Source organism: Skermanella aerolata KACC 11604, assembly GCF_000936425.1.
GTDB classification, from domain to species: Bacteria; Pseudomonadota; Alphaproteobacteria; order Azospirillales; family Azospirillaceae; genus Skermanella; species Skermanella aerolata.
Genome location: NZ_AVFK01000002.1, coordinates 220,306 through 232,826 on the forward strand (window position 1 = coordinate 220,306; position 12,521 = coordinate 232,826).

Annotated in this window: 10 protein-coding genes; 2 read left to right on the forward strand and 8 right to left on the reverse strand. The window is 63.8% G+C overall.

What is annotated here, in order from left to right; all coding sequences use genetic code 11:
- Positions 1 to 153: 153 nt before the first annotated feature.
- Positions 154 to 1,977 carry a DEAD/DEAH box helicase gene (locus tag N826_RS04030; RefSeq protein ID WP_147040129.1) on the reverse strand — a complete coding sequence of 608 codons (1,824 nt, stop codon included), beginning with the start codon at positions 1,975 to 1,977 and terminating at the stop codon, positions 154 to 156.
- A gap of 260 nt (positions 1,978 to 2,237) precedes the next feature.
- On the opposite strand from N826_RS04030, the gene N826_RS04035 reads away from it, so the two are divergent.
- Positions 2,238 to 3,644, forward strand: a complete 1,407-nt coding sequence (locus N826_RS04035; protein WP_063772188.1) for a cation:proton antiporter — start codon at positions 2,238 to 2,240, stop codon at positions 3,642 to 3,644.
- A gap of 72 nt (positions 3,645 to 3,716) precedes the next feature.
- Here N826_RS04035 and N826_RS04040 read toward each other — a convergent pair whose 3' ends face one another.
- From N826_RS04040 to serA, 6 genes are all read right to left on the reverse strand, one after another.
- Positions 3,717 to 4,559, reverse strand: coding sequence for a universal stress protein (locus N826_RS04040; RefSeq protein ID WP_044426096.1), 843 nt, complete (start codon positions 4,557 to 4,559; stop codon positions 3,717 to 3,719).
- A 48-nt stretch (positions 4,560 to 4,607) separates the two neighbouring features.
- Positions 4,608 to 6,107: a tripartite tricarboxylate transporter permease gene (locus N826_RS04045; RefSeq protein WP_044426097.1), complete on the reverse strand. Its 1,500-nt coding sequence runs from the start codon at positions 6,105 to 6,107 to the stop codon at positions 4,608 to 4,610.
- Positions 6,108 to 6,119: 12 nt separating this feature from the next.
- Positions 6,120 to 6,683 carry a tripartite tricarboxylate transporter TctB family protein gene (locus N826_RS04050; protein WP_084720467.1) on the reverse strand — a complete coding sequence of 188 codons (564 nt, stop codon included), beginning with the start codon at positions 6,681 to 6,683 and terminating at the stop codon, positions 6,120 to 6,122.
- A gap of 156 nt (positions 6,684 to 6,839) precedes the next feature.
- The gene (locus N826_RS04055) at positions 6,840 to 7,811 is read right to left on the reverse strand and encodes a tripartite tricarboxylate transporter substrate binding protein BugD (RefSeq protein WP_044426098.1); all 972 of its coding nucleotides are present in this window, start codon (positions 7,809 to 7,811) and stop codon (positions 6,840 to 6,842) included.
- A 115-nt stretch (positions 7,812 to 7,926) separates the two neighbouring features.
- Entirely contained in the window at positions 7,927 to 8,961 is a 1,035-nt protein-coding gene (locus N826_RS04060) for a Bug family tripartite tricarboxylate transporter substrate binding protein (RefSeq protein ID WP_211099202.1), read from the reverse strand.
- Between the two features lie 375 nt (positions 8,962 to 9,336).
- The gene (gene serA / locus N826_RS04065; protein ID WP_044426100.1) at positions 9,337 to 10,581 is read right to left on the reverse strand and encodes a phosphoglycerate dehydrogenase; all 1,245 of its coding nucleotides are present in this window, start codon (positions 10,579 to 10,581) and stop codon (positions 9,337 to 9,339) included.
- Between the two features lie 222 nt (positions 10,582 to 10,803).
- Here serA and N826_RS04070 point away from each other — a divergent pair, with 222 nt between their 5' ends.
- Entirely contained in the window at positions 10,804 to 11,154 is a 351-nt protein-coding gene (locus N826_RS04070) for a hypothetical protein (RefSeq protein ID WP_044426101.1), read from the forward strand.
- Positions 11,155 to 11,211: 57 nt separating this feature from the next.
- Here N826_RS04070 and N826_RS04075 read toward each other — a convergent pair whose 3' ends face one another.
- Positions 11,212 to 12,396, reverse strand: coding sequence for a TRAP transporter substrate-binding protein (locus N826_RS04075; protein ID WP_044426103.1), 1,185 nt, complete (start codon positions 12,394 to 12,396; stop codon positions 11,212 to 11,214).
- Positions 12,397 to 12,521 lie beyond the last annotated feature (125 nt).

Sequence of the window (12,521 nt, forward strand, 5' to 3'; positions counted from 1 at the left end):
CAGTCTAGATTCAAAGTTGTTTGCAATGATCTGCACAGTATCGAGCTTATTGGTGAGTTTCTCCACAAAATTGAAGTTGGGAGATGTCAAGATCAAGTCTTGGTACGACGATCTGAAGCGTTTATTCAAACCTGAAACTCTGAGAACCACCGGTCATAACTTGTGCGGCCCGAGCCGGATGGAGCTGGGGCGGCGGGTTGCGGACCAGCGGTATTGGGGGTCGTTCTCGATCAGGCCGGCGTGGTCGCTGAGGCGGTTGCGCTCCAGCCAGCCGACGGCGGCTTCCAGTTCGGACAGGTGCATTTCGGCGCGGCTCTTGCCGAGCACCCGTTTCAGGATCGCGTTGTAGGCATGGTAGCCGGAGTTTCGGCGGATCAGGTGGGCGTCCTCGTCCTCGATCACCTGGGCGGCGACCATCTGGCCGATACGCTGGCGCAGGCGGTGTTCGGCGACGGAGGGCGGGTCGAACAGGGGCAGGGTGCCGGAGCTGGCATTGGCCGCTGCCGTTATGCCGAAGTCGGGGCCGGGTGCGACGACGTCGAAGCGGAGAGCGGTGGCGTTGCTGTGCAAGGGGGTGATGGCCGGCGGGCGGTTGTGCTCGATCTCCTCCAGCGGCAGGCTGTGCTGGGCGCGGCGGCGGACGATGCGGGCCTTGGTGCCCTGTTCGGTCTCGATATCGTGGCGGAAGGCGCGGAACATCGGGTCGTCGGGGTGGTAGACCAGCGCGGATTGACCTTCGTAGTCGCCGGCATGGGGATCGACGCGGGTGGCCCTGGCGATCATCTGTTCCAGCCAGGGGCGGGAGCGGATATGGGTCAGGCAGGCGATGTGGGAGATTTCCGGGCAGTCCATCCCCTCATAGGCCATCGACACCGTCACCAGGATCGCCGGAAAAGGGCGCATGCGGAACTCGGCGATGGCCTGCTGGGCGTCGGCGACGTCGCTCATGGCTGCCCGCACCATCAGTTGCTTGAGGTCGTCGGGAAAGGGCTTCCTCAGATGCTCGACATAACGCCACGCGGTCGCCTGATCGGGGGCGACCACGAGCAGCTTGCCGAGGCCCCGGACCTCGTCGCCGGGCCGGGCGCCGATGGCCTTGCGGCGGGCGGTGCGGTGATCGCGGCAGGCATTGTAGGCGACGCGGAGCATGGCGTCGGCGAACTCCGTCCGCAGGACGGTAAATAGGGCATCGTGGGCCAATTCTCCGGATTGGCTCAGGCTTTCGACGCTGCGCTCCTGCGACAGCGGATCTCGCCATTCGGCATCGCCGTCGAGCGCTCCGAACGTCACCGGCAGGACCGCCCGTTCGGCCAGCGCCTGACGGCGGCTGTAACCGACGATGGCCCAGTTGTCGGCGGTGAAGTCGATTTCGCGGACGCGCCGCATGCCCTGCGGCTTCCTGTACGGCAACCACAGGATCGCCTTGCCGTCGGTCCGCTGCAATGTGCCGGACATTAGCAGGCGTACCGCGGACAGCTCCAGCAGCGGCACGATGGTTCGGCTCCAGGCGGTCTCGTCGGCGGCCACGGTCAGCGTGTCGAGATCGGAGAGGGCGGGCAGGTGGTGGAGTTCGTCGATCGCGATCAGGTATTTGTGCCGCTGGAACTCGGCCAGATGAAGTTCGGGCGCGGCGGCCACGGCCTGATAGGTCGTCACGTAGCCTTGCAGGCCCCGGCACGGATCGGGTGCATTTTCCGCAGCCCGTACGGTCAGGTTATGGCCTAGCGCGGTACGCCAGTGCGGATCGACGAAGGCTTCCTCCGCCTGAAGGCGCAGGCTGTCGCGCGGCACGATCCAGCAGACGCGTTCGGCTACGCCGGCCTGGATCAGGCGAGCGGCGGCGATCACGGGGAGTAGGCTCTTGCCGCCGCCGGGAGTGACCGCCGCGAGGATGTCGCGCACATCGGTTTCTCGCCGGGCGATAGCGCCAACGATGTTGTTGACCATCTCCTGATGTCGGCGAAAGGGCCGTGTCATGCGCTCCGTGCGGGACCGGTTGAGCGGGAGGAAGTTGGGGAGGAAATTGGCAAGGATGAAATCTGGTGAGGAAAACGCCGGGGTTTCGGTAACGTTCCATGAACATAGTATGATCCACGGTTGCGGTATACTACCTTTTGTTAGTAGTCGCCGGATAGTAAGGCGCTCAGCACGGCTGCCGCGCGCAGGGCTCTCCGGCACATCGGCCTGCCGGGAGTGTTGCAGAAGGGCGGTATCGCGCCGGAACTTCAGAAAGCTTTATGGACTCTTACATCGTTCTCCTGACCGGGCTTGGCGTGGTCATCCTGGCCATCGCATGGCTTCCCATGCTGCTGCGCAATGCTCCGCTGTCGCTGCCGATCTTTTGCGTCATGCTTGGGTTCGGGCTTTTCATGGTGCCGGGGACGGGACCCGACCCGAACTTCCTGGTGCAGTCGAGCTTCGTCGAGCGCATTACCGAGCTTGTGGTGATCATCGCGTTGCTGGGGGCCGGGCTGAAGCTGGATCGGCCAATGGGCCTGAGGGAGTGGCGGACCACCTGGCTGTTGCTGGGTGTCACCATGCCTCTGTCGATCCTGGGCATCACCCTTTTAAGCATGTGGATACTGGGGCTTTCCCTACCGGCTGCGATCCTGCTCGGCGCCGTCCTGGCGCCTACAGACCCGGTGCTGGCGGCGGATATCCAGGTCGGACCGCCCCGTTCGGGCGGCGAGGACGAGGTGCGGTTCAGCCTGACCTCGGAAGCCGGCCTGAACGACGGGCTGGCGTTTCCCTTCACGAATTTCGCCATTGCCATGGCGGCCAGCACCGCCACCATCGGCGCGGGTGCCGCGAACTGGCTGACGCCCGACTGGTGGATGGCGGAGTGGCTGGCGGTCGATGTCTTCTGGAAACTGGCAGCGGGTCTGGTCGTGGGCTGGATCGTCGGCAGAGTACTGGGCTGGCTCGCGTTCCGTCTGCCCGCCGAGACAAGGATCGCCGATACGCGCGAGGGACTAGCGGCGCTTGGAATAACTCTGGTCTCCTATGGCGTCACCGAGCTGGTCCACGGCTATGGGTTTCTGGCGGTGTTCGTCGCGGCGGTGACGCTGCGCCATACCGAGCGGTCGCATGACTTCCATGAAAGCCTGCACACGTTCTCGGAGCAGATCGAAAAGCTGCTGATGATGGTCGTGCTGGTGCTGTTCGGCGGCACCATCGCCGGCGGACTGCTGTCGGCGCTGACGTGGGAGGCGATGCTCGCCGGTCTGGCCTTCGTGTTCCTGGTGCGGCCTGTCGCGGGACTGATCGCGCTGACGGGATCGGGCTTGCCGATGTCGGAGCGCTTCGTGATCGGCCTGTTCGGTATTCGGGGGATCGGATCTTTCTATTACCTGGCCTATGCGGTCAACCACACGGCGCTGGCGGAGAAGGAGATCCTGTGGGCCGTGACCGGCTTCGTGGTGATGTGCTCGATCCTGGTCCACGGCATGACGGTGACGCCTGTGATGAACCGGCTGGATGCATGGTGGCGGCAGAAGGACCCGAAACGGTCCAAGGGCAAGGCGAAGCCGCACGGCGCTTCGGTCCGCAGTCCGCTGCACGAGCAAGGGAAAGGGCCGAACGGCGGGCCGGAACCGGAGCGAAAGCGCGAGCCGGAGAACTACGGTGCCGACGGGTCATCGTAGCCCGAGAGGCGGAGAAACTTCAGCCGGCATCGTTGAGACCGCCGCGCCTTCCGCGCGCGGCGGTCTCCAGGTTCAGTGTGCCAGCAGGACCGGAAGCGTCATCCGTTCGATCATGTGACGGGTGACGCCGCCCAGCATCAACTCGCGCAGGCGGGAGTGGCCGTAGCCGCCCATGACGATCAGGTCAGCCCCGGCCGATTTGGCTTCGGCAAGGATCAGGTCGGTGATCGCGCTGCCGCCGCTCTGCACCTGTGCGATTCGGGCGGCAACTTCGTGACGGCCGAGATGCGCCACGATGCCGGCGCCGGGCGTCTGGCCGAAGCGCGGACCCAGCTTGCTGGCGTCGACGATCAGGATGACGACTTCCTCGGCAAGTCGGAGAAGGGGCATGCTGTCGTGGACCGCGCGCGCGGCCTCACGGGAGCCGTCCCAGGCGATCATGATCCGTTCGGGCGGGAGCTTGACGGCGCCGGCCTGGGGGATGACCAGCGCCGGCCGGCCGGTGTCCATGAAGGCGGCTTCGACCAGAAGCGTCTCGTCTGCGCCGCCCGCTTCCGGGTTGGGCTCGCCGACGATCACGAGGTCGGCGTTGCGGGCGTTGCGGGCGAACAAAGCCGGCAGGCGGTCGAGCGAGCCGGATTCGGCCCGCGCATCGAGGGAGATGCCGCGATGTTCCGCTGCTTCGCGGGCTTGGGCGAAGACCTGTTCGGCCTCCGCCTCCGCCTGACGCAGATGCTCCTTCAGGATGTCGGCCGGCAGGTGATAGCCAGCCATGGAGCGCATGAACGGTTCCGCGATCAGGTGGAGGGCCGTGACATGGGCGCCGAAACGCTCGCCCAGGTCGAGGGCGGCGTCCAGGCGGGTTGCCGTTGCCGGGGACTGATCGACGTGAACCAGAAGATCCTTGATCGACATCGGTTGCTCCATCGGGAAAGGGACGGGCGGTGGATGAGCCTGTGGGGCCTATTCGCTGAAGGCTTCCTCGCGTTTCGAGCGAACCGAGGGCAGGACGACGATCAGCAGCAGTGCAGCCGCCACCAGCAGCAGGCCGAGGCTGAGCGGATGCGTAATGAAGACCATCGGGCTGCCGCGGCTGAGCAGCATGGCGCGACGCAGGTTCTCTTCCAGCATCGGACCGAGCACGAAGCCGAGCAGCAGGGGCGCCGGCTCGAAGTCCAGCTTGATCAGCGTGTAGCCGACCACGCCGAACACAGCCATGATGAAGACGTCGAACACGCTGTTGTTGACGCTGAAGGCGCCGATGCAGCAGAACGCGATGATGGCCGGGAACAGCAGGTGGTAGGGGATCGTCAGCATCCGGACCCACAGGCCGATCAGCGGCAGGTTGAGCAGGACCAGCATGAGGTTGCCGATCCACATCGATACGATCATGCCCCAGAACAGTTCCGGCTCGTCGGTCACGACGTTGGGGCCGGGGGTGATGCCCTGGATGATCATCGCGCCGATCATCAGCGCCATGACGGGGTTCGACGGGATGCCCAGCGTCAGCATCGGAATGAAGGACGTCTGCGCGCCGGCATTGTTGGCGGACTCCGGTGCCGCAACGCCCTCGATGGCGCCCTTGCCGAATTGGGCGCGGTTGGGCGAAATCTTCTTTTCCATCGTATAGGCGGCGAATGACGCCAGCATGGCGCCGCCGCCGGGCAGGATGCCGAGGACCGAGCCCAGGCCGGTACCGCGCAATACAGGACCGATGATCCGCTTGAAGTCAGCCTTGGACAGCATAAGGCCGCTGACGTGTTTGACCATGACGCTGCGGCTGTGTTCGTGCTCCAGGTTGCGCAGGATCTCACCCAAGCCGAAGACGCCCATGCTGAGAGCCACGAAGTTGAGGCCATCGGCCAATTCCGGCATGTCGAAGGTGAAGCGTTGGGTGCCGGTTTCCACGTCGCTGCCGACCAGACCCAGCAGCAATCCTAGCACGATCATCGTGAAGGCCTTGAGCAGCGAGCCGCTGGCGAGAGCCACCGAGGCCACGAGGCCGAGCACCATCAGCGAGAAATACTCCGCCGGGCCGAACTTGAGCGCGACCTCCGCCAGGGGCGGGGCCGCCAGCACGAGCAGGAACGTCGCGACCGTGCCGGCAAAGAAGGAGCCGAGGGCGGCGGTGGCGAGCGCCGGGCCGGCGCGGCCCTGCTTCGCCATCTGGTAGCCGTCGATCGCCGTGACCACGCTCGAACTTTCGCCCGGCAGGTTGATCAGGATCGCCGTCGTCGAGCCGCCGTACTGGGCGCCGTAATAGATGCCCGCAAGCATGATGAGCGCTGAAACCGGCGGCAGGCCGAACGTGATCGGCAGCAGCATCGCGATGGTGGCGACGGGACCAAGACCTGGGAGCACGCCCACGGCGGTTCCCAATAGCACACCGATGAAGCAGTAGAGCAGGTTGTAGGGACTGAGCGCCGTTGCGAAGCCAAGCCCGAGATCGCCGAGCAATTCCATTGTTGGGATCTCCTATCGGGTAGCGACGGCGCGGGTGGCGTCGGAGGAGGTCGCGGCTTCTTCCACGGGTACGGTAACTGACGATGTCGTTTCCGGTGGCGACCAGTAGGAAGCGGTCAGCCAGGGACCGGTCAACGGCAGCGGCAGTCCCAACAGCTTGATGAAGAGGAAGGCGCAGAAGGCAGCGAGGCCAAGAGCCAGCGGCACCGAGGCGCGCAAGGTCGCATAGCGGCTGGCCCAGGCGGTCGCCAGGACGGTGATCGCCAAGACGGGCGCCAGCCCAAGACCGCGCAGAGTGAAGCCGAACAGCACCGTGGCGCCGATGATCAGGGCCAGCCCCTTCCAGGGCAACCCGCCGAAACCGCTGTCCGTCGCCGGCTTGCGGATCGCCAGGATCGTGATCAGCATTCCGAGGCCGATCATCAGGACGCTGAGAACCGTCGGAAAATAGCCCGGACCCATCCGGAAGGAACTGCCGCGTTCCAACTCCAGGCCGTTCAGCAGGAAGCCGGCGCCGATAGCCATCACGACCACCCCGCTGACGACGTCCCTCGGCTTCTCCATCATTGCAGCCATGGCTTTTTGCCTCCCCCGTACCTTTTGATCATTCGATCCGGTACTTGTCTGTCGTTCTTGGACTTTTCCGTTGGAAAGCTCCCGAGGGGAAGGGGCCGCCCGAAAACAGCCTCTTCCCCTCGGGAACCGATCCAACCCAGCAGTTAAGCTGAATTGTCAGTCGGCGTAAACACCCGCGGATTCGATCACCGGCTTCCACTTGGCGATTTCATCGGCGAGGTACTTGTCGAGCGCCGCCGGGGTGGCTGCTTCCTGAGAGACCGGCTCGGCCCCGAGGTCAGCCAGTCGGGCGATCACTTTCTCGTCCTTCAACGCGCCCTGGAGGGCGGCGGCCAGCTTGTCAACGATCGGCTTCGGCGTTCCCTTGGGCGCATAGAGGCCATGCCAGGCCACCACTTCGAAGCCCTTGACGCCGGATTCGTCCATGGTCGGCAGGTTCGGCAGGGTCTTGAGGCGTTCCTTGGTGGTCACGGCGAAGGCCTTGACCTTGCCGGTACCGATATGGCCGGTCGTGTTGGTGGTCTGGTCGCACAGGATATCGACCTGACTGCCGAGGATGTCGGTCATGGCGGGGCCGGTTCCCTTGTAAGGAACGGTCGTCACCTGCACGCCGAGCGCCGACTGTAGCAGCATGCCGCAGAGATGCGACACAGCGCCGACACCGGCATTGGCCAGCGTGATGTCCTGCTTCTTCGTCTTGATCGTCTCGATCAGCTCCTTGATCGAGGTGGCCGGGAAATCGGCACGGGAAATGATGGTCATCGGCACGTCGGTGATCAGGCCGATGCCGGCGAAGTCCTTGGCCGGGCTGTAGGACAGCTTGCGGTACAGCGAGGCGCTGGTCGCCTGACCGATGTGATGCAGCAGCAGCGTGTAGCCGTCGGGATCGGCGGTAGCAACCCGCCGGGCGCCGAGAGTGCCGCCGGCGCCGCCGACGTTCTCGATGATGACCTGCTGGCCCAGCGCCCGCGTCATCGGTTCCGCCACCAGACGGGCGACGGTGTCGGTCGGGCCGCCGGCGGTGAACGGCACGATGACGGTGATCGGACGGGTCGGGTAATCGGATTGAGCGGCGGCCGTGCCGGAGAAGAGGGCAAGGGCCGCAGCGATCAGGGTCAGTCTACGCATTCGTGTTTGAGCCTCCCAGCTCATTTGGGTGTGGCGCTCCTGGGCCTTGGAGGCTGGGCGCCACTTTGCTTGCTTGGGGTTGGATTGGAGGGAGGGGTGGATGGATCGGGACGCGTCAATCGATGCGAGCGCCGGAGGCCGCCACCACGGGCGCCCATTTGGCAAGCTCATCCTTGACGTGGGTCGCCAGTTCCTCGGGTGTCGAGCCGACCACGGTAGCGCTGAGGTCGGCCAGCTTGGCGGAAACCTCGGGGTCCTTCAGGGCTGCCAGCGACGCCGCGTTGAGCTTGTCGATCACAGCCTTGGGCGTGCCGGCCGGAGCGAAGAAGGCGTTCCAACTATAGGTCTCGTAACCAGGGAGCGTTTCCGCGATGGTCGGCAGGTCGGGGATAGAGGGCGCCCGCTCCTTCGTCGTGACCGCAAGTCCGCGCAGCTTGCCGCCCCGGATCTGTTCCAGCGACGGCGGCAGGTTGTCGAACATGATCGGCACGTGGCCCGCGATCACGTCCACCAGTGCGGGACCGGCGCCCTTGTATGGGACGTGGACCATGTCTACCCCGGCCATGCTCTTGAACAACTCGCCGGACAGGTGCAGCGGGGTGCCGTTGCCGGAGGATGCGTAGCTGTACTCGCCCGGCTTGGCCTTCAGCAGCTCGATCAGCTCCTTGACGTTCTTCGCGGGGAAGTCGTTGGATACCACCAGCACGTTGGGGATCAGCGCCAGCAGAGAGATCGGCGCGAAGTCCTTGACCGCGTCGTAAGGCATCTTCTTCTGAAGGGCGGGGTTGAGCGCATGGGTCGCGACGGTGCCCATCAGGATGGTATAGCCGTCAGGCTCCGCACGGGCGACGGCCGCCGAGCCGAGGTTGCCACCGGCGCCTCCCCTGTTCTCGACGACGATCTGCTGACCGAGCACGCCGGTCATCCTGGAGGCGACCAGCCGCGCCACCAGATCGGTCGAACCGCCGGCGGGGAACGGCACCACGAGAGTGACAGGGCGGCTGGGATAAGCGCTCTGTGCAGCTGCCGGGGTAGGGGTGGCAACGGACATCGCCCCCAATGCCAATGCTCCAAGACCAGCGCCGAGGCCCAGGACGGTGCGGCGGGATAAGGCGGTCCAAGGGCTTAGCGTGGAACGCGGATGTTTCATGTTGTCTCCTCCTGCTTATTCTTGCTCGTTGCGAATTTGATTATCACGTTCCTCGATACAAGGAAGGATGAATACGGCTGCAAATCCGATCCAATGGGTCTTCGCCCGGCGTAACTCCCTCTAGCGCAACTGAGCGTAATCTATCAGCTTCGACGAAAGTTTGCTTGCGGAACATTGAAGATAGGTTTGCAGGCGAGGGTAGGCGAGTGGACACGGGCAAGCGGTGTTCAAGCTGGTAGGAGCGGCGGCACCTGCCGCCAATTGAGCAAACCGTTCGTTCCTGCTAAGTAATAGATATGACACTGTCACCGATTTAACAGTAAAGAACTACCGCCCGGCTTTGAGCCGGGCGGTCCTGGCGGCGCAGTTGTCGGCTCAGGCGCGGCGGTCGTAGAGCACTCGCGCGCGCAGCGTGCCGTCGATGGCGCGGATGTCTGCGAGGATCTCCTGGTCGTCCACTTCACCGTCGACGTCGAACACGACGTAGCCGATTTCCGGATCGGTCTGGAGATACTGGGCCGCCATGTTGAGCCCGCGCGAGGAGAACACTTCATTGAGCTTGCGCAGGATGCCTGGGACGTTGGCGTGGATGTGCAGGAAACGGACCCCGCTTTCGCGTACGGGAAGCTGCACTTCGGGGAAGTTGACGGCACCCATGGTCGAACCGTTGTCGGAATACTCGATCAGCTTGCGCGCGACCTCGTTGCCGATATTGGCTTGCGCTTCTATGGTCGAGCCGCCGATATGCGGCGTCAGGATCACGTTGGGCAGGTTGCGCAAGGGGCTGACGAACTCGTCGGCGTCGCCGGCCGGTTCCTCCGGGAAGACGTCGATCGCGGCGCCCAGCACGTGGCGCGACTTCAGGGCGTCGGCAAGGGCGTCGATGTCGATGATGCTGCCGCGCGCGGCGTTGATCAAATAGCTGCCCTTCTTCATCGCCTTGAGCTGCTCAGGCCCGATCATGTTGCGGGTCTGTGCCGTGTCCGGCACGTGCAGGCTGACCACGTCCGACAGGGTCAGCAACTCGTCCAGTGTACGGCAGGACTGGGCGTTGCCGAGCGCCAGCTTCTTCTGCACGTCGAAGAAGCGCACTCGCATGCCGAGCGCTTCGGCTATGATGGAAAGCTGCGTTCCGATATGGCCATAGCCGACGATGCCCAGCACCTTGCCGCGGATCTCATAGCTGTCCTTGGCCGACTTCATCCAGCCGCCTTCGTGGACGATGCGCGACTTGTCCCAGATCCCCCGCATCAGCATGATGATCTCGCCCATCACAAGTTCCGCGACGCTGCGGGTATTGCTGTGCGGCGCGTTGAACACCGGTATACCCAGCCGGCGCGCCACGGGGAGGTTCACCTGATTGGTGCCGATGCAGAAGCAGCCGATGGCCATCAGCTTGTCCGCTTCGCGCAGCACCTTTTCCGTAAGCTGCGAGCGCGAGCGGATGCCCAGCATATGGACGCCCGCCAGTTGTTCGATCAGGTCCTGTTCGTCCAGCGCCTTGGGCAGCCGGGTGACGTTGGCATAGCCGTGGTCGGCCAGATCGGCGACGGCGTTATCGTGAATCCCCTCGAGCAGAAGGATCGAGATCTTTTCCTTGGGGAACGACAATTTCGGCATTTCGAACTTCCATACGATGGACTGGCGCCCTGTGAATCGGCCTTGAACCGGGAGCCGGGGCGGAGCGAGAGCGCGTCATTCTGCTTATTTTCCCGTCGTAATCAAATGTTGGTTGGCTGCTGCGACCTCACGGCATGGCGAGGAGGATGGGAAACGATCCGTATTAGAAACGATTTGTAGAGGATCGCTGTTTTACCATCGGTCTCAAGGAGACGTAACGCCTTGAACTTGGCCGCTCTGGATGTCGAGAACGACATGATCAAGATAGAAATCACTCTGAGCACCAACCGGCTCAATGCGGATCGGGACTGGAACGACCGGTTCGATCCGCAGGACTATGCGGTAAAGCTCGCGGACCATCTACGACCCAAGCTCGAGGATGTCGATGTCCGGACGACGGACTTGGGGTACGACCACGATATCGACATCATAGTGCCGGAGAAATGCGCGGCACACCTCGACATGACCGACATGCTGGCCCGCCGCATCGTGGAAGCGGTGAAGGCGTTCCACGAAAGGGCGCCCGACCACGTCCTGCGCCTGCCTCCCCGCCGATTTTCCCTGGCGGGCTGAAAAGCAAAGGCCGGCGGCGGGCAATGCCCGCCACCGGCCCGATGAGCGCCGCTCCCGTCAGGAGAAGAAGTGCTTGTAGGCGGGTTCGCGGGGAACTTCCCATTCCATCTCGAAGCCGACGACCTGCTTGGCCCAGGTCTTCTGGCTGTCGATCACTTTGGCGAAGAACGGGTCGGCGGACAGCTTGGCGACGACGTTGTCCCAAGCCTTCAACTGGGCCTGAAGGACGGCTTCCGGCGTCTTGTAGACCTTGACGCCGCGATCCTTGATCGCCTGCATGTCCTTGGGATAGCGCGCCATCGTCTTCCACACCATGTCGGCCGATGCGGCGTCGGCGGCGATCTTCAGGACCTGCTGAAGCTCTTTCCCCAGGCTATCGTACTTGTTCTTGTTGTAGATGACCTCGAAGCACTCGCTGGCCTGATGGTAGCTCTGCACCATGTAGACCTTGCTGACGTCGGGGAAGCCCAGGATGCGGTCGGAAGTCGGGTTGTTGAACTCGGCGCCGTCCAGCAGGCCCCTGTCCATCGCCGGAACGATGTCTGCGGCGCCCATGATGGTGACGGCGGCGCCCAGTTCCTGGTTCATGTCGGCGGCAAGGCCGTTGGTGCGGTACTTGAGGTTCTTCATGTCCTCCGCGGTCTTGATTTCCTTCTTGAACCAGCCGAGCGGCTGGGTCGGCATCGGAGCCATCAGGAAACCGACGAGGTTGAGCTTGAGCACGTCCTGCACGAGTTCGTCATAGAGCGCCTGACCGCCGCCATAGCGAATCCAGCCCAGCATCTGGTTGGCGTTCCAGCCGAACGACGGCGGGGTGGCGAACAGGGAGAAGGCCTTGTTCTTGCCGTACCAGTAGCCGGCGACGCCATGCCCGCCATCGAGGGCGCCGGCGATGATCGCGTCCTGAAGCTGCAACGCGCCGACGACCGCGCCCGCCGGCAGCAGTTCCAGCTTCAGCCGGCCGCCGGAAAGTCCGTTAACGATGTTGACGTAGTCCTGGGCGAATTCGTGAAAGATATCGCGCGACGGCCACGTGCTCTGGAACCGCATCGTCACGGTCTGAGCACGGGCGATATTGGGCATCGAAAGTCCAGCCGCAGCCGTACCGGCGGCAGCCGCCACGGCACCTGTCAGAAAGCCGCGGCGCGACGGTGGGGTCGCTTCAAGGTCTTGCGTGACCTCATCACTATTGGAGGTAGAAGTATTGGACGCGTCTGTTTGTTTGCCCGCATCGTCGGTCATTGGTTTCGTCCTCCCATCGCGTTTTTTCGCGTTTATGTTAGCCGTGCCCTGTTGATGGTATTGGCAATGGACAAAGTGTTGCATGCAACAAACGGCTTGCCAATCCTCTAAATTACTATCGTACG

Bases quoted from the DNA above. Each gene is read 5' to 3' on its own strand.
- N826_RS04035 (WP_063772188.1), top strand. From the start codon at position 2,238: ATGGACTCTTACATCGTTCTCCTGACCGGGCTTGGCGTGGTCATCCTG.
- N826_RS04050 (WP_084720467.1), bottom strand. From the start codon at position 6,683: ATGGCTGCAATGATGGAGAAGCCGAGGGACGTCGTCAGCGGGGTGGTC.
- N826_RS04040 (WP_044426096.1), bottom strand. From the start codon at position 4,559: ATGTCGATCAAGGATCTTCTGGTTCACGTCGATCAGTCCCCGGCAACG.
- N826_RS04055 (WP_044426098.1), bottom strand. From the start codon at position 7,811: ATGCGTAGACTGACCCTGATCGCTGCGGCCCTTGCCCTCTTCTCCGGC.
- N826_RS04060 (WP_211099202.1), bottom strand. From the start codon at position 8,961: ATGAAACATCCGCGTTCCACGCTAAGCCCTTGGACCGCCTTATCCCGC.
- N826_RS04045 (WP_044426097.1), bottom strand. From the start codon at position 6,107: ATGGAATTGCTCGGCGATCTCGGGCTTGGCTTCGCAACGGCGCTCAGT.
- serA (WP_044426100.1), bottom strand. From the start codon at position 10,581: ATGCCGAAATTGTCGTTCCCCAAGGAAAAGATCTCGATCCTTCTGCTC.
- N826_RS04030 (WP_147040129.1), bottom strand. From the start codon at position 1,977: ATGACACGGCCCTTTCGCCGACATCAGGAGATGGTCAACAACATCGTT.
- N826_RS04075 (WP_044426103.1), bottom strand. From the start codon at position 12,396: ATGACCGACGATGCGGGCAAACAAACAGACGCGTCCAATACTTCTACC.